Annotated in this window: 26 protein-coding genes; 11 read left to right on the forward strand and 15 right to left on the reverse strand. The window is 43.9% G+C overall.

What is annotated here, in order from left to right:
• Nucleotides 1-40: 40 nt before the first annotated feature.
• The 9 genes from BW980_RS07560 to BW980_RS07600 form a co-directional block, all read right to left on the reverse strand.
• A complete protein-coding gene (locus BW980_RS07560) occupies nucleotides 41-1,240 on the reverse strand; it encodes an ABC transporter permease (RefSeq protein ID WP_076454321.1) in 1,200 nt (399 codons plus the stop codon).
• A complete protein-coding gene (locus BW980_RS07565; RefSeq protein ID WP_076454323.1) occupies nucleotides 1,237-2,424 on the reverse strand; it encodes an ABC transporter permease in 1,188 nt (395 codons plus the stop codon). Before BW980_RS07565 ends, BW980_RS07560 begins: the two co-directional genes overlap by 4 nt.
• A gap of 4 nt (nucleotides 2,425-2,428) precedes the next feature.
• On the reverse strand, nucleotides 2,429-3,403 hold the full coding sequence (locus tag BW980_RS07570; RefSeq protein WP_076454325.1) for an HlyD family secretion protein: 975 nt from the start codon (nucleotides 3,401-3,403) through the stop codon (nucleotides 2,429-2,431).
• Nucleotides 3,404-3,410: 7 nt separating this feature from the next.
• Complete coding sequence (locus tag BW980_RS07575) at nucleotides 3,411-4,889, reverse strand: TolC family protein (RefSeq protein WP_083690409.1); 1,479 nt, start codon at nucleotides 4,887-4,889, stop codon at nucleotides 3,411-3,413.
• A gap of 100 nt (nucleotides 4,890-4,989) precedes the next feature.
• Complete coding sequence (locus BW980_RS07580; protein WP_076454327.1) at nucleotides 4,990-6,261, reverse strand: MgtC/SapB family protein; 1,272 nt, start codon at nucleotides 6,259-6,261, stop codon at nucleotides 4,990-4,992.
• A gap of 29 nt (nucleotides 6,262-6,290) precedes the next feature.
• A complete protein-coding gene (locus tag BW980_RS07585) occupies nucleotides 6,291-7,973 on the reverse strand; it encodes an ABC1 kinase family protein (protein ID WP_076454329.1) in 1,683 nt (560 codons plus the stop codon).
• A 14-nt stretch (nucleotides 7,974-7,987) separates the two neighbouring features.
• Nucleotides 7,988-8,371, reverse strand: a complete 384-nt coding sequence (locus tag BW980_RS07590) for a hypothetical protein (protein WP_076454331.1) — start codon at nucleotides 8,369-8,371, stop codon at nucleotides 7,988-7,990.
• A gap of 189 nt (nucleotides 8,372-8,560) precedes the next feature.
• Entirely contained in the window at nucleotides 8,561-10,558 is a 1,998-nt protein-coding gene (ftsH, locus tag BW980_RS07595; RefSeq protein ID WP_076454333.1) for an ATP-dependent zinc metalloprotease FtsH, read from the reverse strand.
• 1 nt (nucleotide 10,559) lies between these two features.
• Complete coding sequence (locus BW980_RS07600; protein WP_076454335.1) at nucleotides 10,560-10,907, reverse strand: carboxymuconolactone decarboxylase family protein; 348 nt, start codon at nucleotides 10,905-10,907, stop codon at nucleotides 10,560-10,562.
• 301 nt (nucleotides 10,908-11,208) lie between these two features.
• Here BW980_RS07600 and BW980_RS07605 point away from each other — a divergent pair, with 301 nt between their 5' ends.
• The 3 genes from BW980_RS07605 to BW980_RS07615 all read left to right on the forward strand — a co-directional run bounded on the left by BW980_RS07605 (nucleotide 11,209) and on the right by BW980_RS07615 (nucleotide 13,282).
• Nucleotides 11,209-11,862 carry a WG repeat-containing protein gene (locus BW980_RS07605; protein WP_076454337.1) on the forward strand — a complete coding sequence of 218 codons (654 nt, stop codon included), beginning with the start codon at nucleotides 11,209-11,211 and terminating at the stop codon, nucleotides 11,860-11,862.
• A 146-nt stretch (nucleotides 11,863-12,008) separates the two neighbouring features.
• A complete protein-coding gene (locus BW980_RS07610) occupies nucleotides 12,009-12,794 on the forward strand; it encodes a universal stress protein (protein ID WP_076454785.1) in 786 nt (261 codons plus the stop codon).
• Between the two features lie 56 nt (nucleotides 12,795-12,850).
• The gene (locus BW980_RS07615) at nucleotides 12,851-13,282 is read left to right on the forward strand and encodes a hypothetical protein (RefSeq protein WP_076454339.1); all 432 of its coding nucleotides are present in this window, start codon (nucleotides 12,851-12,853) and stop codon (nucleotides 13,280-13,282) included.
• Between the two features lie 57 nt (nucleotides 13,283-13,339).
• Here BW980_RS07615 and glk read toward each other — a convergent pair whose 3' ends face one another.
• From glk to ppsA, 6 genes are read right to left on the reverse strand one after another with little or no spacing between them, the layout of a single operon-like run.
• Nucleotides 13,340-14,413 carry a glucokinase gene (glk, locus tag BW980_RS07620; protein ID WP_076454341.1) on the reverse strand — a complete coding sequence of 358 codons (1,074 nt, stop codon included), beginning with the start codon at nucleotides 14,411-14,413 and terminating at the stop codon, nucleotides 13,340-13,342.
• Between the two features lie 17 nt (nucleotides 14,414-14,430).
• A complete protein-coding gene (locus BW980_RS07625) occupies nucleotides 14,431-15,477 on the reverse strand; it encodes a class I fructose-bisphosphate aldolase (protein WP_083690432.1) in 1,047 nt (348 codons plus the stop codon).
• 22 nt (nucleotides 15,478-15,499) lie between these two features.
• A complete protein-coding gene (locus BW980_RS07630) occupies nucleotides 15,500-16,441 on the reverse strand; it encodes a 1-phosphofructokinase family hexose kinase (protein ID WP_076454345.1) in 942 nt (313 codons plus the stop codon).
• A gap of 31 nt (nucleotides 16,442-16,472) precedes the next feature.
• Nucleotides 16,473-17,162 (reverse strand): 2,3-bisphosphoglycerate-dependent phosphoglycerate mutase, encoded by a 690-nt coding sequence (locus BW980_RS07635; RefSeq protein WP_076454348.1) that lies wholly within the window; start codon nucleotides 17,160-17,162, stop codon nucleotides 16,473-16,475.
• Between the two features lie 7 nt (nucleotides 17,163-17,169).
• Nucleotides 17,170-18,159 (reverse strand): 2-hydroxyacid dehydrogenase, encoded by a 990-nt coding sequence (locus BW980_RS07640; RefSeq protein WP_076454350.1) that lies wholly within the window; start codon nucleotides 18,157-18,159, stop codon nucleotides 17,170-17,172.
• Between the two features lie 47 nt (nucleotides 18,160-18,206).
• Nucleotides 18,207-20,615 carry a phosphoenolpyruvate synthase gene (gene ppsA / locus BW980_RS07645; protein ID WP_076454352.1) on the reverse strand — a complete coding sequence of 803 codons (2,409 nt, stop codon included), beginning with the start codon at nucleotides 20,613-20,615 and terminating at the stop codon, nucleotides 18,207-18,209.
• Between the two features lie 174 nt (nucleotides 20,616-20,789).
• Here ppsA and atpD point away from each other — a divergent pair, with 174 nt between their 5' ends.
• The 8 genes from atpD to BW980_RS07685 all read left to right on the forward strand — a co-directional run bounded on the left by atpD (nucleotide 20,790) and on the right by BW980_RS07685 (nucleotide 26,665).
• Nucleotides 20,790-22,268: a F0F1 ATP synthase subunit beta gene (gene atpD / locus BW980_RS07650; RefSeq protein ID WP_076454353.1), complete on the forward strand. Its 1,479-nt coding sequence runs from the start codon at nucleotides 20,790-20,792 to the stop codon at nucleotides 22,266-22,268.
• Between the two features lie 15 nt (nucleotides 22,269-22,283).
• Nucleotides 22,284-22,673: a F0F1 ATP synthase subunit epsilon gene (locus tag BW980_RS07655; RefSeq protein WP_076454355.1), complete on the forward strand. Its 390-nt coding sequence runs from the start codon at nucleotides 22,284-22,286 to the stop codon at nucleotides 22,671-22,673.
• Nucleotides 22,670-23,002, forward strand: a complete 333-nt coding sequence (locus BW980_RS07660; RefSeq protein WP_076454357.1) for an AtpZ/AtpI family protein — start codon at nucleotides 22,670-22,672, stop codon at nucleotides 23,000-23,002. Before BW980_RS07655 ends, BW980_RS07660 begins: the two co-directional genes overlap by 4 nt.
• Nucleotides 22,995-23,297: an ATP synthase subunit I gene (locus tag BW980_RS07665; RefSeq protein WP_076454359.1), complete on the forward strand. Its 303-nt coding sequence runs from the start codon at nucleotides 22,995-22,997 to the stop codon at nucleotides 23,295-23,297. Before BW980_RS07660 ends, BW980_RS07665 begins: the two co-directional genes overlap by 8 nt.
• Before the next feature lies 1 nt (nucleotide 23,298).
• Nucleotides 23,299-24,027 (forward strand): F0F1 ATP synthase subunit A, encoded by a 729-nt coding sequence (locus tag BW980_RS07670; RefSeq protein ID WP_076454361.1) that lies wholly within the window; start codon nucleotides 23,299-23,301, stop codon nucleotides 24,025-24,027.
• A 62-nt stretch (nucleotides 24,028-24,089) separates the two neighbouring features.
• Nucleotides 24,090-24,359 carry a F0F1 ATP synthase subunit C gene (locus BW980_RS07675; RefSeq protein ID WP_076454363.1) on the forward strand — a complete coding sequence of 90 codons (270 nt, stop codon included), beginning with the start codon at nucleotides 24,090-24,092 and terminating at the stop codon, nucleotides 24,357-24,359.
• A 7-nt stretch (nucleotides 24,360-24,366) separates the two neighbouring features.
• On the forward strand, nucleotides 24,367-25,113 hold the full coding sequence (locus BW980_RS07680; protein ID WP_076454366.1) for a F0F1 ATP synthase subunit delta: 747 nt from the start codon (nucleotides 24,367-24,369) through the stop codon (nucleotides 25,111-25,113).
• A 22-nt stretch (nucleotides 25,114-25,135) separates the two neighbouring features.
• On the forward strand, nucleotides 25,136-26,665 hold the full coding sequence (locus tag BW980_RS07685; RefSeq protein WP_076454368.1) for an alternate F1F0 ATPase, F1 subunit alpha: 1,530 nt from the start codon (nucleotides 25,136-25,138) through the stop codon (nucleotides 26,663-26,665).
• Nucleotides 26,666-26,680 lie beyond the last annotated feature (15 nt).

Here is a 26,680-nt window from a genome sequence, read left to right on the forward strand (position 1 = left end):
AACTGCTTGGAAAGAAAGCGGTACGCGGAACACAAAAGATTTATGGGGTCGATAGGGGAGCGCGCCTGTTGTTCCCTAGTTTTGGCTCTCTTTTTTGTAGGTAGCGAAACCTAAAATATGCGGCCACATAACCTACAAGCAATAAAATCAAAAGGTGGATGATCTCATTGAGATAAAGGGGGGCGTCAACCCCCATAATGGCAAGCTTTTTTACAAAAATGAAAAAGGGCCTTAAGGGAATAAGGTTTGATATAAATTGAACGATCAATGGCATCTCATTTATAGACCAGGTTACCCCCGTAATTAAAAATACGGGATATGAGGTAAAGGCAATGACCTCCATAGCTCCAGTTTCCGTATTAAAGAAAGAGGCAAAGAACCATCCGTATAAGGTGGTGGCCAAAAGAAAAATGACGGAGCCGCCTATTAGGGCCATGAGGTTTCCGTGGATAGGTAAATCAAAAAAAGGAAACACCACCAAAAGCACAAAGAAACTATAGGCCAGGAACAAGAGGAGGTAGAGTCCAATTTTTCCTGATATATAATTGATAAAGTTGTTATTACTATCCTTAAAACCAACTTTCATGAGTCCTTTCTCACGATCCGAAGCTACGCTCTCCGACAGCCCTATGAGTAGGGTTTGATGTAGTATGAGAAACAGCACGAAGGGCAATAAAAAATCGCCGTAATTATTGGTAGGGTTGTATACCGAATTGACCTGTACGCTTATCGGGTCGGCGTTACTACGTGCCAATTTGGGCAGGGTAGCCTTTGATTCAAAGAATTTTTCCCGAGATGTCATGGCATAGTCCAAGGAGACTAAAGTCACGGCTTTGTTAATGTCGTTAGAGGGTAAAAAACGGGTGTTGTTCAACACAAGTCCGATAGGGGCGGTTTCCTTTCTTTTTAGTTTTTTTTCAAATCCGTACGGGATATAGACATAGCCTTGCACATCAAAGGCGGAAATACCCGTATTGGCTTCGGGCAGACTGTAATACGCATGGTTCAAGTCTACTTTTTGTGTTGCATTGAGCTTGTTCAAAAATGTTCTGCTACTTTTTGTATGGTCCATATCGACCACGCCGACGCTTACCTTTTCCTCGTCTTTTTTGATGTAAGTGGTCCCTATCAAAAAAAGATATAGAAAGGGGGCAACGAAGAGAACAAGCAGGATGCTTTTGTCGTTGAGCACTAAAAGCGCTTCCTTTTGTATGAGTTTCCAGATGATTTTTAAGTTCATATCGCTTCCATTTTTTTTACTGGAAAAATGAGCTTTCTGTTCAAGGCCAATCCTCCCAAAATCAATAGAAATCCAACCAAGAGAAATACCAGTAACTTCCCTATTTCGGGCCATATAAAATGAAGCGGAGTATCTAACTGGTAAACCTTAAGGAAACCGGTCAGAAAATGGGTAAATGGAATGATATCGGCATAAGCCCGGTTGAACCAAGGCATGGCCCAAATGGGGAAAGTAAATCCACTAAAGACAAATGCCGGTGAATTGTAGAATATGGCAAGGTCAAGTGCTATAAGCTCATTTTTAAATAATAGGGAGAGCCCAAACCCCAAAAAGATATTTACCGTAATCAGCAGAAAGAGTAGGGTCATTAGACTACCTATGTTACCATAAATCGGTATTCCGAAAACGGGAAACAAAACGGCCAGAACAATTCCACATAGACTAAGGCCATAGGTCAGAAACGCCAAGTATTTTCCAAAGAGCATAGAAAGGAAGTTCCCTTTTGAAGCCGCAACCAGTCCTTGAAAAGAGTTGTTTTTCCATTCGTTGTTAAAGGCCCTAGAGGCGGCAATAAATACGATCATTTGCAATAGTACGATGCTTAGCCCCGGAATTAAGTAGTAACTATAATTGTATTGGGGATTTCCTAGAACCCGGGAGTTTACCTGAATGGGGAGAAGCGTTCCCGATATTTTACTTGGGTCTATACCCAAGGGTGCCATTCGTTTGATGGCAACGGAAGCACTTACCAATTGGCTTATCTGAACCGCTGATCGGTACACCAGGTTTCCAAAGACAATATTGGTAGAGTTGCTGTATATTTTTACTTGTACCGGTATTTTTTTTAATACGTTTTTATAAAAATCCTTAGGAATGTAAAATACCGCCTCGACATTATTTTTTACAAAGGCGTTTTCAATGTCTTCATCAGAGGAAATGTAATGGGTGATCTTAAAAGTGGGCGAGGCTTCTAAAAACCTGATATAGGTACGGCTCAAAGTACTGTTGTCGTTATCGTAAACAGCAATGGGCAGCTCTCTTAGCGCTCCCTTATAGTATATGGCGCCAAGTAAAAAGAACGCCAAAAGCGGTACGATAATAAATAGGTTCCGAACGGATTTTTGCTGTGCCAGTCGCAGCAATTCCCGCTTAAAAACACGATATATACCCCAGTTGCCTAACATAATCCTATTTGTGAAAGTGTATGGACATGCCCGGTCTTAGTTCCAATATTCGGTGTTGGGGCTTTAGGTGAATTTCAAAAGTTTTCAGGTCATATTCCCCCTTTGCCTTTACTGGAACCCAAGTGGCAAAATCGGCCATGGGAGCAATGTAACTGACTTTAAAATCTATTTCTTCATTGCTAAGTCCTGGCACGGTGGCCTTATAGACTTTGCCCATTTTAAAATCGGCCAGGTCGTCTTCCCTTACATTAACAATGGCATAGACCTTTTCGGGAATTTGTATGGTCACGATAGGATATCCGGCAGCCATGACTTCTCCTTCTTCCGCGATCTGATTACTGATAATTCCTCCGGCAGGGGCTACGATTTGTAGTTCATCATAAAATGCCTCTACTTCGTTATAGGCGCTTTTGGCACTTTCGTAACTGCCGTAGGCCGCACTTATATCTTCTTTTCTTGCCCCTTTTTGGGCCATTTCCCAAACCGATTTGGCCGCATTCATTTGCTCTTTGGCCGCATCGTATTTGAATTGGAGTTCATCCATTTCCTGTTTTGAGATGATGTTGTCAGCATAAAGGGCTTGGTACCGCTTATAGGTTTTTTCGGCAAAGTCAAATTGACTTTTAGCCATTTGATATTGATTTTGAAGCGCACTTATCTCTTCTTGTCGAGCTCCGTACTCCGCTTTGTTGAAAAGGGATTTAGCAGCTTTGACCATGCCCTGGGCCTGGCCTTTTTTTGCATTCAATATGTCGGGTTCCAACTTGGCCAGTACATCCCCCTTTTCTACGGTGCTTCCTTTTTCTACCAATAGGTTGAGTACCCTCCCGGAAATCACGGAGGACACATTTATTTCTGTGGTTTCCAACATGCCGGAATAGATGGTTTCTTCCTCGCTGTTCGCCTTAACGAAAAAGAAGACAATGGCAAAGACGATGATCAGTATAGGTAGGGCTAATGTTATATATGCTTTTTTCATGATGGACCTATTTATTGATAAACGGTATTATTTTTTCGGGTTCTCCTATGGCGGTATAGAGATTGGCAATAGCTTGGTAGTATCCATTGAGGGCTACTAATTGCTCTATTTTGGATTGCTTGTACAACAGTGATGCATCGATTACATCTATGGATTTTCCCAGACCTTCTTCAAACCTTCTGGTGTTGATCCGTAAGTTCTCTTTCGCCAATTCTACGGTAGCTGTTAGGCTATTGTATAGTTTTTGCTGGTTACGTGCGGTAACGTAGTTTGATTGTACCAATAAATGAATTTGCTTAAAGGCATAGTCCTTGGCATTTTTGACTTCCTTTTTCAAGTGTTTCTTTGATTTCAATTGGTTGATGTCCTTAAACCCGTTAAAGAGATTGATTTGGGCCTGAACGCCGACCATAAATTGGGGAGGGACTACGGGCAGTTCATCACGGAACATATTGTACGTACCAAAAGCCGCTATGTTGGGCATAAACTTCGATTTTTCCAAAGCCAGTGCCTGATTGGCCATTTCCTCTTTTTGGTCTATTAAACCTAAAACAGGCTGTTTCGCATAGGCCGTGGTCAACAGCTCGTTGAAATCGAGATACAGTTCTTTGTATGAAATGCTGTCCATTACCTTAAAAGGGATAGTATCCGCTAAGTTCATGGTAGTACGTAAGCCCATGGTGGCCAATTCTTCTTTGTTCAGGTCGTTGTTCAAATCCTTTTGGGCATCGGCTACCGCTACTTGGGCCCTTAGCAATACGTGTTTAGGGAGAATTTCTAGTTGGACCGAACGCTCTGCCTGCTCTTTATGCTTGAGCATTGCGTCATAAACCTCCTGTCGGGTCTTGACCACCTGTTGTAATAGCACTACGTTTAGATAGCGTTCGATAAGTTCGTTCGCAATTTCATCCTTTACCTGTTTTAATTCAATATCGGCGGAACGTAACTCCGCCTTGGCGTATCTCTTGGCGGCAATGATTTTCCCTCCGGTAAATAAGGGTTGTGTCGCCGTTAATGCCGCTGTAGGGAATTGCCGGTTGTCTATTTCCATATTCGGATACGAAGGAAATTGGCCCAATACACTTACCAATGTACTATAGGCGTTTTCTGTGCTTAGCCCTGACAAGCCTATTTGTTCGCCGTATGCGGCTACAAATGCGGCACCGTACTTTCCGCCCAGATCATCTAGGGAAGTGGCGATTTGAGAGGTATTGACCTGAATGTTTTCGTTGAGATAAGTATAACCGCCCAAGAGGTTCAAGGAAGGAAGAAAGTTGCCTTTGGCCGCTTTGTTGTCGTATACTTTCTGCTGTACACGCTCGTTATATTGTTTGATTTTTTCATTGTTGGCATAGCTGAGTTCCAATGCTTCTGAAATGCTTATTTCTTGTTCCTGCCCTTGTATATGTGTCGAGAGCATTATCAACAGTAGGAGCATTATATTGGCAAATGATGCTTTCCACCTTTTTCTAACCCGATTTTTCATCTGTCTATAAGAGTTTCACCTTATGAGGTGCAAAGGTGCTTTGTCTCGATACCAATTGAAATGACCTAAATCATGCCAATGGAATAATTGGGATATTTTGTTAGATGCTATGGGAAAGAATATAGATTATGCTGACAAGAATGATGGCACCGAAAGTATAGGCTACGAGTTTTCCGGTAGTTTTTGAGCCTTTGAGGAGGCTGATTCCCAGTTTGACCAGCATGTTGCTCAAAACAGCGGCAATGATTACCAAAGAAGCCAAATTGAGCTTGTCGGAATCGAGTGAAAATTTAGCCATACTAATGGTAATGGCATCGGTATCGGCCAAGCCTGAAATAAGGGCGGAATAATACAATCCGCTTTCGCCAAAGAATTTATTGCTATAGAAAACAGCGAATAGGATGACCACATAAATGGCTCCAAAGCCAATGGCGTTCAGTATATTGAGCGGGTTGCCCAATTTGATGTTGGTATCGGGTTTTTTGGTGTCCCTTTGGATCAGTACCAAGGATACGACCAGGCATATCAAGGTCAGTACGGTAAACGGAAGTGCCAAATAGGTCAAAAGGGCGCTGTTGAAGATATATACCAAAAAAGCCAATCTTGGGAACATAATGGCCGATGCAATAATGATTCCGGCAGCGTATTTTTTTGAGAGTTCGGGTGATTCCTCACTGCGGGAGGCGTAACTCCATGCAACGGCAGTACTCGATATCAGACCGCCAAGGATCGCCGTTAGCAATATGCCCCTTTTAGAACCTACATATTTCACCAAAAAATAGCCAATAAAATTTAAAAAGGAGACGATTACCACTATAGAGCCGATTTCAAACGGATTCAATAAGCCATTTGATCCGTAGCTTTTGTTGGGCAGGGAGGGCAATATCAAAAGGGCGATAATGGAAAACTTGATAAAGGCAAAAAGCTCTTCGGAAGTGATGTTGCTGATTACCGTTCGAAACCTTGTCTTTAGGGAAAGTAGCGTTACGAGAATGACCGATGTGGCCACTGCGTCCCTATAGTATTCGGCCGATACCATGACCCCTAAGATAAAAGTGGCGATCAAGGCTAGATTGGTGGTCAGGCCCTTGCTATATTCTTCTTGTTTTTGATAAATATGGTTGAAGGCCAAGAAGAGTATAAACGAGGCAAGGCCGATGATCAATAACCAAACCGTAAATTTGTCGGTCAGGTTTTCTAGGGTAAATCCCAATATGGCTACAATGGGAAAGGTACGGATGCCGGCAAAACCCTGATCCTTCAATTTATTATACTCCCGTTCCAAGCCGATGATAAGGCCTATTCCCATACTGATGAGTACGCCGAGAATATAGCTGTCCATAAATTCGTTGATACCTTCAAAAGTGATCATAGGCTTTTAGATTAGTGGTCGTAGAACATTTAGAATTGATCGTTCCTGAATATGGATATCACAATATAAAATCCCAATAGGGCCGAAAGAACAAAGCCAATGGCTCCCAACAAGGGAATGCCGTTGACCAAGGGGGGCATTTGTGCCATAACCAGAATAGACGACCCGATGGAAAGGGCGGCTATGATGACGGCAAAGACCAAACGGTTTACCGATTTGCTGGTGGCGGTCTGGAATTCTTTTAAGCCCTTATGTTCATGTACCACCACTAATTTACCATCTTTTATCTTTTTTAAGATGGTATTGAGATCTTCGGGAAGGGTGTCTAAGAGCTCATTAAAGTCTTGAAAGCGGCTTAGGTTCTTTTTAAAGAGCCTTTTTAGGTTGAACCTTCTGCCGATGATTTTCGCGGTATAGGGTTCTAGATTATCGGAAATGTTGAATGCGGGGTCTAGTTTTCGGCCTACGCCCTCTATGATGATAAGTCCCCTTATCAACATGTAAAGATAGTGGGGCAAGACTATTTTGTTTTCGTACAGTACGGTTTTGAATTGAGTGAGGGTGCTTCCGATTTTTACGTTCCCAAGGGCGGTATCGCTGACCCCTGATACCAATTCATATATATCTTGTTCGAGCTTTTTTTGATCGGGAATATCGGTTTTTACGGCAATTTTCTCAAGGAGGATCCTAATTTTTTTGACGTCCTTCCTCAAGAAATAGAGGAGAAGGTCTCCTAAGACTTCCTTGTCGTTCGGCATTATAGTACCCATCATACCAAAATCTAAAAAGGAGATTTGTCCGCTTGTAGGAAGCACAGAAATGTTTCCCGGATGTGGGTCGGCATGAAAGAATCCGTGCTCAAGAATTTGGGCCAGGTAGAGGTCGACCCCAACTTTGGCCACGGCCGAAGGGTCAATGTTTGCCGCTTTGAGCCTATCGATTTCAGAGACTTTGATTCCGTCGAGAAATTCCATACAGATAAGGCTGTCGGTACAAAAGTGGTGATAGATTACGGGTGCATGGATCAGCTCATTGTCCTCAAAATTCCTCGCGAACCTTTCTGTGTTTTCTATTTCCCGTAAAAATTGAAGCTCCTCGTGAATACTTTGTTCAAAGGAAGCGATGATACGTACGGGCTGTAAGGCTTGTGCATGGGTACTGTATTTTTCAAGGGCGCGGGCTACCTGTTTCATGATCAGCAGATCACTTTCTATAATTTCTCTTATAAGGGGGCGCTGGATCTTAAACACCACTTCTTCGCCGGTCAACAGTTGTGCCCGGTGCACCTGGGCCAAAGATGCAGCGGCCAAGGGTTCGGGATCTACCGAGAGAAAATGGTCGGGGAGGGAAATGTTCAGTTCTTCTTCAAGTACCTTTTCTACATCAAAGTTTTTTAATTGGGGCGCATGGTCTTGTAATTTCTCAAGCTCCTTAATAAGTTCAGGAGGAAGCATGTCTTCCCGATTGCTAAAGATCTGGCCTAGCTTGACATAGCTGGGCCCCAGATCTTCGAGTACCATACGAATACGTTCGTAAGTAGAAAAAGAAAGGTTTTTTTCGGTATCGGGGTGTTGGTTTAAGTAGGATTTTGGAATGGCCTTTGTAATACCGCTATTTGCCAAAACGTCCTCAAAACCATATTTGGCGAGGACGTTGAACAGTGTGGCGTACCTTTTTATTTCTTGTTGCTTCGGGAGTTTGAATGCTGCCATATGCTATGGGTGTATTACATATACTTCGTTAGAAACCGAAAGAACTCTTTTTTAAGGTCGGCGTAAATCTGTCTTTGGGTTTCCATTTTCTCGCGAAACTGTACGTGTTTCTTGACCATGGCAACATCCATCGACTCATGGTTATCGCTGTGCTTTGAAATATTCATTTCGTGTTCCTCTATGGTTTCCTGTAAATCTTCAATAACGCCTCCGTGCAAGATAAATTCGTTTTGAAAATGTTCTAGTTGCATAAGTATGTCCTTATCGCTCCATCGGCTTACCAGTTCCTTCAATCGGTTGTTAAAAGATATTAGCTCATCTTTCCAAAAGGCCAGTTCAGATTTCCATTGTTGATGTTCAAAATGTAAGTCGGAATTGTAAATTGTTGCTGTTTTCATAATCTTTCTATAAAATATAGGTTCGTAAAAATTTCATTTAGAATAAATGCTATGACCAAAGGTGTAATTATTTGGGCACAATAGATATGACGAAAGTCATGCTTCCGGCCCAAAGCCCGTTTTTATCGAGACCAGTTATATTCGAAGCTTCGGTTGGTCGGGAATTAAAGTTCGATGGAACCGTTGGCCTTAAGATTTATGGGTGTTTAGAAGGGATAATGGGCTGTCGTCATGGGAGCTGTTATCCTTGGTTTTATTTTCTATTCTTTTTCCTAAAAGTTTTTCCAGATCGTCTTTTTCCACAACCTCTTGCTTAAGTAGAAGTTGGGCTAGGTTTTCCAATTCGTTTCGGTGCTTCAACAATAGCGTTTTGGTTTTCTCATAGGCCCTATGGATCAGGGCTTGTGCCTCATTGTCTATCAGTTCGGCCATGGCTTCGCTGTAAGGTTTGCCTAGCAGTTGATTGTTTTGACCGGAGGAGTCATAAAAACTCATTGGTCCTATCTTTTTGTCAAGTCCGTAATAAGAAACCATGGCATAGGCCTGCTTGGTGACTTTTTCCAGATCGTCTAGGGCGCCTGATGAGATTTCATCAAATACAATTTCCTCTGCGGCCCGCCCGCCTAAGGAGGCGCACATCTGATCGATGAACTGTGCCTTGGTAACAATTTGTCTTTCTTCGGGGAGGTACCAGGTAGCACCTAACGATTTGCCCCTCGGAATAATCGATACTTTTACCAAAGAATCAACATGTTTTAAATACCAGCTTACTACGGCATGACCCGCTTCATGATAGGCTACGGTTTCTTTTTCTTTTGGGGATATGATTTTACTTTTTCGTTCCATTCCGCCTACGATACGGTCCCGTGCCTCGAGAAAATCGTGGTAGTGTACTGTTTTTTTCTTTTTTCGGGCGGCAATAAGGGCGGCCTCGTTACAGATATTGGCAATGTCGGCCCCTGAAAATCCAGGACTTAATTCGGCCAAGCTTACCACATTTACATCCTTGGCCAGTTTGAGTGGGCGAAGGTGGACCTTGAATATTTCCATGCGCTCCTCCTTGGTGGGGAGTTCGAGATAAATATGGCGATCGAACCTTCCGGGGCGCAAGAGGGCTTTGTCCAGTACGTCGGGGCGGTTGGTAGCGGCCAAGACAATGACCCCGGTATTCGGGCCGAAACCGTCCAATTCGGTCAGGAGTTGGTTAAGGGTGTTTTCCCTTTCGTCGTTAGACTGAAATCCGCCGCCTTTACCACGTGAGCGGCCCACGGCATCTATTTCGTCGATAAAAATAATGCTCGGGGTCTTTTCCTTCGCCCTTTTGAAGAGGTCGCGAACCCGAGAGGCTCCGACGCCGACGAACATTTCAACGAACTCGGAACCGGACATAGAAAAGAAAGGTACTTGGGCCTCTCCCGCCACGGCTTTGGCTATCAGTGTTTTTCCCGTTCCCGGTGGGCCTACGAGCATAACTCCCTTGGGAATTTTAGCGCCCAATTCGGTATAGGTTTCAGGGTGTTTGAGAAAGTCTACGACCTCCATAACCTCGGCCTTAGCTTCCTTGAGACCGGCTACGTCATTAAAGGTGACGGTACTCTTGGTTCCCTTTTCCACCAGTTTTGCCGTTGACTTGCCCATGTTGAGCATTGAACCACCCATAGGACCTCCGCTTCCCATGCGCTTGAGTATAAAGAACCAGAATAGGATCAATAGGGCAACGGGAAAAATCCATGATAACAGGCTTATCCAGCTTGTTCTGTTTTGGTATTGAATGTCGATTTTGTCCTCAGGCGAAAAATCGGCTTGTGCCGTCTCTAGCTTACCCTCAAAATTCTCTACCGAGCCGATGGTTATGCGGTATTTCGGACTTTCAACGGAGCTGAACCAACTAGGGTCTTGACCTGTGGGGCCGGGGTCTTTATCGGCTTGGTTTTTGGTGTAGATCTCTGCGAACTCCCTGTTGACCACGGTGATTTTAGAAACCTTCTGTTGCGTCAAAAGTGAATCTTGAAGAAAGGTCCAACTGATTTCCTTGGCACCTGAAATAGGGTTGGAGAAAAAGGTAAATGCCATTAAAAAGGCAAAAAGTGTCAAGTAGATCCAATAATATCCTAGTCCGCCAGAAGGCGGGTTTGGCTTTGGGTCTTTCGCTCCCTTGGGGGTATTTGTGTTCGATTGCTGTTTCATATTATTCCATTACCACAAATTGGTTCAATGCTTCCAAAGCTTCACAGCCATACATAAGGGCCGGGCCTCCGCCCATCATTACCGCAACGCCTATGGTTTCTAGAATTTCCTCGGCACTGGCTCCCGATTTTAAGGCGTCGTGAACGTGAAAGGCAATGCAACCGTCACAGCGGACCGTAATGGCGATTCCGAGGGCAATGAGTTCTTTGGTCTTTGAAGAAAGCACGCCTTCAGCGGTACTGGCCTTGTGTAGACCGTCGAAAGCCCCTATGGTTTGGGGTATTTTGCTGCCCAATTCCTTTACCAGTTGTGAGAGGTCGTTATACCTTTTTGAATAGTCTTTAATCATGGCGCTATATTTTTCAGTTTAAACTGTTGAAGTGATTTATCGTGTACTTAAAACAAGCTCAAAACTATTTTAAAGGATTATAGGAAACTATGATTTAAATCAGGGAAGGAAGGGAATTTATGCGTTTGGAAGGGGGAAACAACGCTAGGCATGGCCATAATAGGGTAGAAGCCTATACCAGATAAGGCCGGGTATAACATTTTCTTCTAGGCTTTATAAAACTATGAAGCAACTGACCCAGGTCATTTCCGGCCAAACGAGCAGCACATACCTTTGGGTGAACACAAAAAATTAATGAAAGATGAAACACTTACTTATTATCACATGTTTATTGTTGATACCTTATTTAGGTATTTCACAGACGGTAGACCAAATCAATAAACCCACAGTGGCCGAACTCGACCAAATCACGCCTTTTAGTGATGGTTTGGCGGCGGTTAGAAAGGGAGACCAATGGGGATTTATTGATGAAGAAGGACAATTGGTTATTGATTTTAGGAATGACTTGGTTTGGAATAAAAATCCACAAACCGATAATCTGGGGGTCGAAGGTATGGGGTATCCCCAGTTCAAGAACGGACGCTGCGTGGTTAGGGACGTAAAAGAAGATGGTATTGCGCGTTACGGATTTATAGATAAAAAGGGAAACATGGCCATACCCGCTGAATTTTTGAACGTTAGCCCCTTCGTTGATGGTCATGCTGTGGGGATTTATGAAAGAAAATCGCTTAGAGGAAAAAACACCTTTCAGTTAAAGATTTACGATTATGACTTTACCGAGGTCGTGGTCAATGAAGCGGGGGAAATGATATGGCCCGTACAAGAACGGCAGAACATCGTAATGTCTGGTAAACTATATAAGTTACCGGAATTACAGGCCAAGATGATTTCGGACCGTCTCTTGGCCGTAAAGGACAAGGCGAACAAATGGAAAATTGTAAAGCCTAAATTTTAGGACCCCCAAAAACCAGGCACATTGCCCCGAATATTTAGGTCGTATGCCCGAAATAAGGGCATATGACACAGGTCATGGGGTTTCTTGAGACCCTAGGGTACTTTTGGTTTAATGGGATTATAAAACCTTATTCAAAGACAAATTATATGGACAGAATATCAACAATATTAGTACCGTTCGATTTTACGAAGGCATCAAAAAAGGCATTGGAATATGCCATAGGCTTTGTAGGCCGGCTTGATGATATCAAAATTGTATTGGCATATGTTTCAGGAAACTGTAATCTTGAGCTATTACCAGAAAATTTCGAGAAATTGGAAAAAGAATATAGAGCAAAACTGAAGAACAAACTTGAATGGAAAATTCAAAACGGAAGCCTCGTCCAAACCTTGTTCGACATTAAGAAAACCGAGCGGATAGACCTCATTATAATGGGGACATCGGGTATTGAAGGCCATGAGGATAAGCAGCATACCAATACAGAAGAACTTGTGTTGAGCAGTAAATGTCCGGTTTTGGTGGTTCCGGATAGTTATAAGGAGTATAATCTCGCCCATATAGCCTTGGTTTTGGGCAAGGAAAAAATCGATGATCCCGAGGTGTTGGGGACCCTCTTAAGGGTAGCTAGAAAGTGCAATGCCAAAGTGCATGTGCTGACCGTTGAGAACAAGCCCGGAATCTATGGTTATAGCAAAGAGGAAGAGCAGAACGAAAAGGCTATTGAGTATTATCTCGAAACCTTTTATAAAGAGCGTGTGTTCATTAAAAATGAAGACGTTTTAGAAGGAATTTCCAATTATGCCATAAAGCACGATATAGACCTTGTCGCCATCCTTCCCCGAAACCATGTGAAACACAGTGCCCCTTCAGAGGGACAGCTGACACAATCCTTGGTCCAAAACTCCAAGGTGCCCATTCTTGTTTTGGAGTAGCCTTGATTTATATTGAAGAAAAGGGAAATCATTGTTTTCTATAAAATAGTTACTACATGGATAATTTTAGATGTAGGCCTAAGGGCGATTTTATCGAGAAAGGCAATTGGCAAGAACTGTATGTCTTGACCGAGCATTGGAAGTCTGACCTTTTGTTCTATAGGGACGACCTAAAGTTTTTGCGGCATCTTGAGGATAAATATTTTTTATGGATAAAGGCCGAAGCCGATTTGGAAAACATCCGTAGAGTAGGAGAGAGTATCTTGAAAGACACAAGGGATTGTGACCAACTCTTAGAGCGGGTAGATACCCATCTATCACATCTTTCCAACATTATTGGCAATCCCGAAAGCCAAGACGAAAAGGCCTTTAGGGAAGAACATGCCGAACTCGAGGAAGACATGGCGGAATTTGTCAAAAATGTCAGGGAAAATAGAAGGCGACTTTTTAAAGTGGTCGAATACGATGTTGAAATGGATAAGCTATAGCTAAAAAAGGCCGTGAACCCCTTAAGTCCACGGCCTTTTTTATTTACTTGCATTGGGTTACTCAAGTGACATGGCCGCATAGTAGCCCGCTCCGAGCAAGGCCGTATTGTCGTTGAGAATAAGGTTTACGGGAACCATTTGTAAAAGGGAGTTTAAACGCCCTGATTGCATAAAATTATCGTTGAATACTTCTCGGTTTATTCCCTTTATTATTTTGGGAATAATGCCCCCACCAATAAAAATCCCTCCGGTAGCCTTGAATTTTAGGGCCAGTTGTGAAGTCTCTATGGCCAGAAATCGGACAAAAAGATCAAGGGTTTCCATACAGACCGGATCTGTCCCTTCTATAGCGGTCTTGGTAATTACGGCCGCAGGATCTTCCTTGGCCATTTTCGCCTTAAAGGCATCAGATTCTTTTTCACCACTGACATTGCGGATGAGCTGATAGGTATCGCGAATGCCTTGACCTGACAATAGGCGTTCCCAGCTTACATGCCCATATTTCTGCTGAAAGTACTTCCAAATCTCATAATCAAAATCATTTCTCGGGCTAAAATCGCAATGACCGCCTTCGGAGGCAAAAGGGTGGTAGGCTTCACCGTCCCAATACAGACCGACTTCCCCTAAACCTGTGCCCGGGGATATGATTACGGCATTACCCTCTATTTGCGAGCCGTATTTTAAGGGGTCTAGGTCTTTTTCGCCTAAGGCCGCTAAACCATAAGCATTGGCCTGCATATCGTTTATTAGAAAAACGGATCTAAGGTGAAGTTCACGGGTCAGTTCTTGGGCATCGATGCCCCAGGGAAAATTAGTGCCGTACACCTTGCCATTGATTATAGGTCCCGCTACACCAAAACACATACTGTCGATTCGGGTCATTTCCTTTACTTCAAACTCATGTATGATTTCGACTAAGGAATTGTAGTCTTTCGTTTTATACGAGTTTTGTTTTAAGGGAGAGAGATGGCCGTCTTTGTATTCAAAAAGGGCAAGATTGGTTTTTGTGCCCCCTATGTCTCCGGCCAATACATTGCCGTTTTTATGGCCTAGGTTTTTTCGTGACCCTATGGCCAATGGTATTAGGGGATTTCGGAGTATAGGAAAAGAGCGTCCTTCTGTCATTTTCATAAGGGTCTATTTTTATTTTAAGCTATCGTAATTGATGGGTCTAAATAAATATCCTGAATAAGGTTTAGTAATTTGATTCCTTCCTTGATCGGTCTTTGAAAGGCCTTTCTACCGGAAATCAATCCCATACCACCCGCTCTTTTATTGATGACGGCCGTACGTACGGCTGCGGCAAAATCGTCTTTGCCCGAAGCCCCACCAGAGTTAATGAGTCCCGCCCGGCCCATATAGCAATTGGCCACTTGGTAACGGGTCAGGTCTATGGGGTGATCGCTGGTGAGTTTACTGTAGACAAGGTCGCTGGTTTTTCCAAAGTCTTTTAAGGCAAGAAAACCGCCATTGTTACTCGCTTGCTTTTGTTTGATGATATCGGCTTCTATGGTTACCCCGAGGTGGTTGGCCTGTCCGGTCAAATCGGCACTAAGGGCATAGTCCTTGTCCCTTTTAAAGGCATCATTGCGCAGGTAGCACCAAAGAACCGTGGCCATGCCCAATTCATGGGCGTACTTAAAGGCTTTGCCGGTTTCCTGTATTTGCCTGTCAGACTCTGGAGAGCCGAAATAAATGGTGGCACCAATGGCTACGGCGCCCAAATTCCAAGCTTGTTCTACTTGGGCAAAATAAATTTGATCAAAAGTGTTGGGGTAGGATAGGAGCTCATTATGGTTCAATTTGACCAAAAAAGGAATTTTATGGGCGTATTTCCTTGAGACGGCACCAAGAACACCGAGGGTCGAGGCAACGGCGTTGCACCCTCCTTCCATAGCGAGTTTTACAATGTTCTCGGGATCAAAATACGCGGGATTTGGTGCAAAGCTGGCCCCTGCGGAATGTTCTACGCCCTGGTCGACAGGTAGGAGCGAAAGGTAGCCCGTACCGGCCAGCCTACCGTGATCAAATAACTGTTGTATGCTTCCTAAAACTCGGTTGGACCTATCTGTCGATGCCATAATGCGATCGGTGAAATCAGGTCCGGGCAGGTTGAGTTTATCGTTGGGAATAGTCGTACATGAATGATCTAACAAAGACGCCGTTTCTTCTTTCAAATAGTTTTCAAGTTCCATTTTGGATGCTTTAGTTTGTATTTTATGTAGATTTTTGTTCTTTGATCCAATCGTAAAGCCGGTCTGCATCTTCCTTATGACAGAGTTGGGTGCCGGGGTGCATGGTAGCGGCAGTTCCACATGCTACGCCGTATCTGACCATATCGCTCAAGGGCTTGTCCCATATCAAGCTCATGACCATTCCGGCAACCATACTATCTCCGGCACCAATGGTACTTTTTTGATGAACCACGGGGGCAGGTATCTGTTCCATTGTATTTTTTGTGGCCAATAAAGCTCCTTTTGGCCCCAAGGAGACGACAAGAATTTCGCAATCATGACGCTCTAAAAACTGTTGGGCCAAGGGTTTCAAGTCTAAATCGGTTATAGAAGCGACCCCACATAGGGCCCCTAGTTCGGCCAAATTGGGCTTCAACATATAAACTTTTGACTTAGCGGCTTCCATAAGCGCTTCGCCCGAAGTGTCAAGAATAAACCGAGCTTCTTTTTTTTCGGCCATACGACCTACTTTTAAATAGAAGTTTTCTGGTACATGGGGAGGAAGTTTTCCACTGGCCACCAAATAGTCTCCTTTATGGAGTTGTTGTTCGAGTTGGGTTAAGGCAGATTTCCATTCTACTTCCTTTACGGGCGGACCCGGCATCCCAAATCGATATTGCTGGTTCGTAGTGGTATCGGTTACCGCAAGGTTTTCACGGGTCCATCCCTCAATGGGAATTACCGATTGTTCTATGTTTTGTTCGGTTAAGAGTTTTTTTAAAAATTCTCCCGTTGGTCCACCTGCAAAGTAGCTGCAAAGTGATGTTCCCCCTAATTTGCGAATGGCCCGGGATACGTTAATGCCTCCGCCGCCGGCATCATAACTGGGTTCGGCACAGCGTAATTTTGTATTGGGGCTCATGCCTACCACGGTAGTGCTTTTATCTATTGCAGGGTTTACGGTAAGTGTGATTATATGTGCCATCTTAGGAATTTTTAATACTGCTTCGTTCGTTTTATCGTAATGGGTAATGCTCGGTAATATTGAGTTTGTTGTCGAAAGTGTACATATGGGGTACACCCGTGGCCACTGTTACTTTGGCGATCTCATCGGATGAAATATGTTCTAAATATTCGATAAGGGCCCGTAATGAATTTCCGTGAGCGGCAATCAATACGGTTTTGCCCTTGGCCAATTCAGGAGCAATGGCCTCAAAAAAGTAATTGACCACTCGTTTTGAAGTATCCTTGAGCGATTCGCCCAAGGGTAGGACGGTGGTGTCCAAAGCCTTATAATTAGAATCGTATTCAGGATTCCTTCTATCGGTGTTGGAAAGGCAGGGAGGGGGCGTATCATAACCTCTACGAACGCTTAAAAAGAAGGCTTCACCCACCTCTTTTAGCACTTCGTCCTTGTTCTTTCCCTGCCAATCGCCGTAATGTCTTTCGTTCAACTTCCAGCTATAGCGGGTGTCTACGTGCATCATCCCCGCCGTTTCCAATATGATCCAGGCCGTACGGATGGCTCTTTTTAGATATGAGGAAAAACAAAGGTCGATCTCAATAAGGTTGGATTTGATCAGTTCCCCGGCTTTTCTGGCCTCTTCTATTCCTTCCGGAGCCAAGTCAATATCCGTCCATCCTGTAAAAACATTTTTTACGTTCCAAAGACTTTTTCCGTGTCTGACCAATATTAATTTTCCCATGAATGGCTTATTTTATTTCGTTTTTGCAAACATTTCCTTTTTCCATACATTCCAAATTGTCAAAGGTGATTTGTGAAATGTTTTCAAGGGCGGTATCGGTCAGAAATGCTTGGTGACTGCTGATCAATACATTTCTAAGGGTCATTAAACGGGCCATGGCATCATCTTGAAGTATATCATCGGAATGATCTTCAAAATAGAGTCCTTTTTCCTCCTCATAAACATCCATCCCGAAATAGCCTATTTGTCCCGATTTGATTGCGCTTATGACATCTTGGGTTTTTACTAAGCCTCCACGGCCGGCATTGATCAACATTACCCCTTTTTTCATTTTCGAAATCCTATCCGCATCAATAAGATGATGGGTCTTTTCGTTTAGGGGAGCATGTAGGGTAATAATATCTGATTGCCGGCACAAGGCATCCAGATCGGTGTAAGTGGCATCGTATTTTTCTACCAAGGCTTTATTTTCAACAATGTCATAAAGCAAGAGCTTGCAACCAAATCCGTGTAAAATCTTGGCCACTACACGTCCAATTTTCCCTGTGCCTATGATGCCTACGGTTTTTCCGTTCATATCAAAACCGACGAGTCCGTTCAATGAAAAATTCATTTCCATTATCCGGTAGTGGGTTCTGACCAATTTACGGTTGAGGGCCAGCATAACACCTACCGTAAACTCGGCAATGGCGTATGGCGAATATTCGGGCACCCGTGCCATGCGGATACCTAATTTTTTTGCATGGGCCACATCTATATTATTAAAACCGGCCGAACGCAGGGCTACATATTGAATACCAAGTTCGTGCAATCGGTCTAAGATGGGGGCGGAAGCATTGTCTTCGGTGAAGATGCATATGGCATCACAGCCTTTGGCCAAATCTACCGTATCTAAGCTCAGGTAGGTGTCGAACATTTTTAGGCTATGCTTGCCGTTATTGGCATTTTGCAGATAGTCCCTTTCCCAATTATGTACATTGAATATTGCTATTTTCATTTTTGAGTTCTAGTATAATTCAAAGCCTATGAATATTGACCTTAGGATTAATTACCGCTTTCGGCCATACCATATTCGATTTTGTTTTTCTCGGCTTTAGTAATGTTCTTGATACCCGAAATCAATGCATCGGGATTAAAGGATATGGAGTTGATGCCTTTTTCCACAAGAAACTGGGCAAACTCGGGATAGTCACTTGGCGCCTGGCCACAAAGTCCTATTTTAGTATGGGTCTTATGGGCCGATTCGATGACCATGGCAATCATCTTTTTCACCCCAATATCGTTGATATCAAAGATGTCGCTCAACAATTCGGAGTCTCTGTCTACTCCCAAGGTCAATTGGGTCAAATCGTTGGAGCCAATTGAAAATCCGTCAAAGAACTCAGCAAATTGTTCTGCCAAGATGATGTTGTTGGGTATTTCGGTCATCATATACAGTTGGAGTCCGTTTTCCCCTCGTTTCAAACCGTTTTTTTCTAAAACCGATACGACTTTAGCAGCTTCTTTTAAGGTACGGCAGAAAGGGATCATAACTTTTACGTTGGTAAGGCCCATAGTTTCCCGTACCCTTTTTAATGCCTTGCACTCTAGGGCAAAAGCTTCTTGGTATTTGGGGTTATAGTACCTCGATGCCCCCCTGAACCCTAGCATGGGATTAGATTCTACGGGTTCGAACTCTGTTCCCCCTATTAAGTTGGCATATTCGTTGGTTTTAAAATCACTGGTACGGACGATAACGTCTTTGGGGTAGAAGGCTGCCGCAATTGTGGCAATGCCTTCCGCTAGTTTGTGAACAAAATAATCGGACTTATCAGGGTAGTGGTGGGTCAACTTCTGAATCTTCTCCTTAATGGCCGGATCTTTCAGCCTATCAAAATGTTTCAAGGCCATGGGGTGGATTTGAATGGAGTTGTTGATAACGAACTCTAAGCGCATTAGGCCCACTCCTGCAGAAGGGTAAAATGAATATTTGAAGGCTTGTTCGGGATCGGCCAAAATAAGCATAGCTTGGGTTTTCGGATTTCCCAGGGCGGCGATATCCACTTCGTTTTCATTCCATTCCAAGAGTCCGTCATAAACAATACCGGTATCGCCCTCGGCACAAGAAATAGTGATGTCTTGTCCGTCTTTAATGACCTTGGTCGCATTGTTGCTGCCAACTATTGCTGCGGCACCTACTTCCCGTGCCACGATGGCCGCATGACTGGTTCGTCCGCCTTGGTCCGTGATAATACCTGCTGCTTTTTTTAGAATGGGGTCCCAATCGGGATTGGTACGTTCGGTAACCAGGATTTCTCCTTTTTGTAGTTTGTCGGATTCTTCAGGACTGTGCAATATACGGGCCTTACCGGAAGAAATTTTATTGCCGAGGCCCATTCCACGGGTAATTTCCTTCCCTTTTTTTAGTAAGGTATAGGTGTTGATTTTGAGTTTGTTCTTATTGGCACTCTGTACGGTCTCGGGCCTGGCCTGCACGATAAAAAGTTCATTGGTGAGTCCGTCCTTCGCCCATTCAATATCCATAGGGCGTTGGTAATGCTCCTCAATAATCAATGACCACTGTGCCAATTTTACCACTTCGGCATCGGTAAGTACGTATAGCTCTTGTTTTTCCATGGGAGTATCAAGGTTCAAGGTACCGCTTCCCGATTTATCGTAGACCATGGTTTTTTCCTTACTGCCCAAACGTCTAGAGACAATAGGTTGTTCAACGCCATTTTTTAGACTGGGCTTAAAAACAAAATAATCATCGGGGTTTATGCTGCCCTGTACGATATTCTCGCCCAATCCATATATGCTGGAGACCATTACCACTTGGTCAAAACCCGTATCGGGATCTAGGGTGAAGTTTACCCCGGAAGCGGCCAAATCTGAGCGGACCATCATTTGTACACCAATGGAGAGGGCTACCTTGGTATGGTCAAAACCCTTGTCTTCCCTGTATTTGATGGCCCGGTCGGTAAATAATGAGGCATAACATCTTTTACAGGCATCTATAAGCTCATCTTTCCCTTTTACGTTTAAATAACTTTCTTGTTGGCCCGCAAAACTGGCGTTGGGTAAATCTTCCGCCGTAGCGCTGCTGCGTACCGCCAGTGAAATATCCCCTTTATACTTTTTTGCCAAGGAATCGTATCCTTCTTTAATAGCTTCCTTTATATCTTCAGGCAGCTCCGTGCCCAGTATAGCCTTTCTTACCGATGCGCCAATTTCCCTTAAGTTCGAAAAATCTTTGGTATTCAATTTCGCCAAAAGGCCAAAAATCTCATCTTGTATATGTACTTCTTGTAAAAAGTGCCAGTATGCTTCCGCTGTGGTAGCAAAGCCATCAGGTACCTGTACGCCTTTAGAGGTCAGCTTTTGGAACATTTCACCTAAGGATGCATTTTTTCCACCTACGGTAGGTACATCGTTAATGTCAATTTCGTTAAAGTGACGAATGTAATTTTTCATGGCTATGTATTTATACGGTCGTTCCCGACCCAGATTTCAGAATACGAATCTCCGATGATTCCCTGCCAATGGAAATGACCTAGGTCATACCCCATTTTTTCTTCCATGACTTAGGTCATTTCCTCTGGAACTATGGGGCCATACTTTTACCTCCTCATTTACAAGTAGAGAAGTATGGCAAGCGATGTAAATCATAACGGTACCCCCATTTTCGGTAGAGTAGTTGCCGTACAGGGAAGTGTAGTGGACATTTGGTTCGATAGCGACTTACCCTCAATCAATACTGTAATACGTACGGGCCCCGATAACGGCATTGTGGTCGAGGTATTATCACAATTAGATGAGCATAGGGTCAGGGCCATCGCCTTAACGCCTACACAGGGTTTGGCAAGGGGAATGGTGGCCGAAACCGATGGCGGGCAGTTATCCGTTCCGGTAGGTAGGGAGATTATGGGGCGGATGTTCGATGTCTTTGGAAATACCATCGATCACGGGGAGGCGCTTCCGGTAATAGAGCGAAAAAGTGTACACCAATTGCCGCCCCCCTTATCTAAACGCTCTACTAAATCTGAAATTTTTGAAACGGGAATAAAGGCCATCGATGTCATGGTGCCCTTGCAACATGGTGGTAATGCCGGTTTATTCGGTGGGGCAGGCGTTGGAAAAACGGTACTGTTGACCGAGATGATCCATAATATGGTGGGCTATCACCAAGGGATAAGTATGTTTTGTGGTATTGGTGAACGTTGCCGCGAAGGCCATGAACTGTACCACGATATGAAAAAGGCCGACGTGCTGAAAGATATGGTGATGATGTTCGGACAGATGAACGAACCGCCCGGAGCGCGCTTTCGGGTAGGTCATGCCGCTTTGACCATGGCAGAATATTTTAGGGACGACGAACATCGTGATGTGCTTTTGCTTATCGATAACGTGTTTCGTTTTATTCAAGCGGGGATGGAAGTTTCCGGCCTTATGGGGCAAATGCCATCGAGATTGGGCTATCAGCCGACTTTGGGCACCGAACTTTCAAAATTGGAAGAGCGTATCGCCAATACCGACACAGGGGCCATAACCAGTATACAGGCCGTATATGTACCTGCCGACGACCTTACGGATCCCGCGGCGGTACATACCTTTTCCCACCTTTCGGCCTCGATCACTTTATCAAGGAAGAGAGCGGGCGAAGGACTTTTCCCTGCGATAGACCTATTGCAGTCAAGCTCCAAAATGGCAACACCAGGGATTATAGGTGAACGACACTACCACCTTCTACAGCAAATAAAGCAAACCTTGGCCCAATATGAGGAGCTAAAGGATATCATAGCCATGTTAGGTCTGGAACAACTCTCGGTAAATGACCGGGCTATCGTAAACCGGGCGAGGCGCCTAGAACGGTTTTTTACGCAACCCTTCTTTACAACGGAACAGTTTAGCGGACTCAAAGGGAAAGGCGTAAAACTTGAAGAGGCCCTTGATGGTTGCGAACGTATTCTCAAAGATGAATTTAAAGATTTGCCAGAGCGTGCTTTTTATATGGTGGGCACCATAGACGAAGCTATCGAAAAGGCTAAAGTGGAACAAAGGAAAAAAGAAAGCAAAGCTAAGACACAAAACGCGAATACTTCCGATAAAGAGGTAGCAAAGGCATAGAACGAAATAAAAAGCATGGAGCTACATATTTTACTTCCGTTTAAGATATTCCTGAAAATTTCAGGGGTGCGGCGTATCGTAGTAGATACCAATGCAGGTTCCTACGGTTTTTTACCCCATAGGCTCGATTGCGTTGCCGCGCTAGTTCCGGGTATATTAATATATGAGACGGAGGATGGACAAGAACACTATGTAGCGGTAGACGAGGGTATACTCACGAAAAGGGATGCCTATGTAGGGATATCGGTGCGAAATGCCATTGCGGGGACTCATCTAGGAAAATTACGGGATGCCGTAGAGCGGGAATTTATCGATCTAGACGAAAAGGAAAGGGAGGTAAGAAAGGCCGTAGCCAAATTAGAAACTGAATTTATTCAAGGGATTAAAAAACTTCGTCAATCATGAGTGGGAATACCGCGAATAAGAAAAGGGAAAAAGGCTTTTTGGATCAAGTGGATAGGAAGGAAAAACAAATGCTTCACGCCCGAAAAGAAGAGAAAAGGAGTGAGTGGAGGGGCTTTGGCACTTTTGGAATGGTGGGTTGGTCCGTTGCCGTACCGACCGTATTGGGTGCTGTGTTCGGACTATGGTTGGACAAGAGGTACCCACAGACTTTTTCATGGACGCTAACCCTGTTGATTGCCGGTCTGTTTATCGGTTGTGGCCTGGCCTGGCAGTGGATAGACAAAGAAAATAAATCAATGCACGAACATAAAAATAAAAAAGATGAATGATTTAGTAATGACCTTATCGGTGCTCTTTGGCGGAGCTGGCCTTGGATTCCTATTCTTTGGAGGTCTCTGGTTTACATCAAAAAAGATGCTATCGTCTAAAAAGCCGGTATTATGGTATTTGGGAAGTTTGTCCATAAGGGTGGGCCTTACCCTTTTGGGATTCTATTATTTGGGCCAAAACAATTTTAAGTATATGTTGATTTGTCTTTTGGGCTTTGTTGCCGCCCGTTTTATAGTCATTCGGATGACCAAGACCAAAGCGATGAAACCCGTACCTGTAGAAAAGGATTATTGATATGGAACTGAGTCCTGACGAAACGATTTTTTGGCAAAATGGCTTTATCACCATTAACCTAACCTTGGTCACCACTTGGGTGTTAATGTTTGTGTTGGTGCTGGCATCTGTTTTGGTAACCCGAAAACTACGTAGCGATTTAAAGATTTCGCGGTGGCAATGCATTTTGGAAATGCTCGTAACCGGAATGAACCAACAGATAAAGGAAGTGGGACTAAAGAAGTCTGAAAAGTTTTTGGGCTTTATAGGAACCCTGTTCATTTTCATTGCCTTTGCCAATTTGTGTATTATTTTCCCAGGCTATGAACCGCCCACCAGTTCCCTGTCTACCACCGTGGCTTTGGCGCTCTGTGTTTTTCTGGCGACACCCCTTTTCGGTATTGCGGAAAACGGTGTCTTGGGCTATTTGAAAACCTTTATAGAGCCTACGTTCATAATGCTTCCCTTTAACATTATTAGTGAAGTGTCGCGTACCTTGGCATTGGCGGTTCGCCTCTTCGGTAATATAATGAGCGGGGGACTCATTGTGACCATCCTCTTGGGCATAGCGCCCTTGTTCTTTCCGGTTTTAATGACGGTTTTAGGACTCATAACAGGGGTTATACAGGCCTATATATTTAGCATATTGGCAACGGTTTATATTGCCGCCGCAACAGAGGAATCGGATAAAAAGAAGGCTCGGACCAAGAAAATGAAACACAAATCTATAGGGGTAACGAACTCAAAATGACAAGGATGGGAATTCCTTTTTTTAATTAATTCAAAACTGGTTTAACAATAAAATTTAACACTATGGATAATACTACAATAATCGCTATGGTCTCAATCATTACCGCAGGTATAACAACGGGAATCGGTTGCATGATACCGGCACTGGGGCAGGGTAAATCTATTTCAACGGCATTGCGTTCAATGGCCCAACAACCCGACGCAAGTCAGACGGTAACGCGAACACTTTTTGTGGGGCTGGCCATGCTTGAATCTTTGGCCATCTATTGTTTTGTGATTTCAATGATCTTGATTTTCGCCAATCCCTTCTGGAACCATTTCATCGCTAAATAATTAAAACATGAAAATCGACTGGTTTACCGTAATAGCCCAAATCATCAACTTCTTGGTGTTGATGTGGTTATTGAAACATTTTCTCTATAGGCCTATTTTAGCTTCCATAGATGAACGGGAAACGAATATAAAGAAGCAATTGTTGGAGGCTGAATCGCAAAAAAAGGAAGCGGCCAAGGCAAGGGACGAATTCAACCACAAAAATGAGATTTTTGATATGGAGAAGGATGAGTTGATGCGAAAGGCGGCTATAGAGGCCAAGAACGAAGGGGATAGGCTAAGGGAAGAGGCGAGAAACGAAGCGAATGAACTCAAGGAACACTTGGAAAAGGCTTTTGCCGAAGACCAAACCATCAAAAACAATGGTATGGCGAAAAGGATTAAGGGCGAAGTGCTTGATATTGCCCGAAAAACCCTGAAAGACCTGTCGTCCGCTAGTCTGGAAGGGCAAACCCTTGAGGTCTTTTTAAATAAAATAAATGGCTTGCGAGCCGATGAAAAAGTAAAACTTTCAAAAGCCCTTGAGGGAGGCGAACCCATATTGGTACACAGTACTTTTCCCCTATCGAAAAAACAACGGGAAGCCATACGAACCACGGTAAAAAGCTTGCTGAAAACAGAAGCTGTTATTGAGTTTAAAACCCGACCGGAATTGATCAACGGAATAGAAATGTTGTCGAATGGTTATAGGCTGTCTTGGAGTATAAAGGACTATTTAAAACCTCTTGAAGAAGCTGTAGGGATAGAAAGCTAGATAAAACGGAAATCGAAATGAAATGGGAGCAACGGATTATAATGGTTTAGTAGACGATACGTTTAATGAACTTGCCAAACAAACGGAACGTCACGAGTTCAAGCTATCGCCAAAAGAAATAGGGCGTGTTACCAGCGTTTCCGCCGGTGTGGTAAAAGTATCCGGCTTGCCTAATGTGGAATATGAGGAGTTGTTGAAATTCCCGGGAGACTTATACGGTATTGCCTTTAATATCGATGAAGACGAAATTGGTGCCATTCTCTTGGGAGAGGATTCCGATTTAAATACCGGTGACCTTGTTGAACGTACGAATCGCGTAATGGACGTTCCTGTGGGCAAGGCCCTTCTTGGAAGGGTCATTGGGCCATTGGGCCAAGCTATGGATGAAAAAGGGGCGATTTCCTATGAAAAAAGGCTTCCTATAGAAAGGAATGCGACACCCATTATGGACCGTGCCGGGGTCAGTATGCCCTTACAGACTGGAATTAAGGTAATAGATGCCCTGATTCCCATAGGGCGCGGGCAAAGGGAATTGATTTTGGGTGATCGGCAAACCGGGAAGACGGCCATTGCTTTAGATACCATAGTCAATCAAAAAGATAAAGATGTCATTTGTATCTATTGCGCCATTGGGCAACGGGCTTCATCGATTGCCAAGGTTATTGCCGATTTAAAGGAAAATGGCGCCATGGTGTATACCATCGTTATGGTAACCGAAGGAAATAATTCACCAGGGCTTCAATATATTGCTCCCTATGCGGCTACGAGTATAGCCGAATATTTTATGGAGATGGGGAAGGATGTGCTTATCGTTTATGATGATCTAACGAACCACGCAAGGGCGTATCGCGAGCTTTCCCTTTTACTAAAAAGACCTCCGGGGCGTGAGGCCTTTCCTGGCGATATATTTTATATCCATTCCCGATTGTTGGAGCGTTCTACGCATCTAAGCGAAGAACTCGGAGGTGGTTCACTGACGGCCCTTCCTATAATCGAAACCGAGGCACAGAACATTTCGGCCTATATACCTACCAATTTGATTTCAATAACCGATGGACAGATTTACCTATCGCCCAAACAATTTGAATTGGGCATTCTACCCGCGGTTGAGGTGGGGAAATCGGTTTCTCGAGTGGGCGGTAAGGCCCAATTGCCGGCTTATAGGGCTATTACGGGCGACTTAAAACTTGGGTTTTCACAGTTTGAGGAATTGGAGACCTTTGCCCGTTTTGGTTCCCACTTAGATGAAGAAACAAAAAAGGTGATCGAACACGGTAAGCGTATTCGGGAAGTTCTCAAACAGAATGAACTAGAGCCCTTATCCGTAGCGGAACAAATCGGTGTACTTCTGGCGCTCACCCAAGGCCTTTTTGATAGGGTTCCTATTGAAGATATGCGTGAGGCCGAAAAGACGGTCATAAAAAGTATAGACACCTTGCCTGAGTCCGTTCAAAAAAGCTTTTACTCCAATAATATTGTAGACGAGACTGGGCGGGAAAGCATGTTAGCGGCCGCCAAAAGGGCACTTGCTGCCTTTCAAACGGAAGGGTAAGCACCAAAAATAAGA

Origin of the sequence: Zobellia uliginosa (assembly GCF_900156625.1) — a bacterium.
GTDB lineage: Bacteria > Bacteroidota > Bacteroidia > Flavobacteriales > Flavobacteriaceae > Zobellia > Zobellia uliginosa.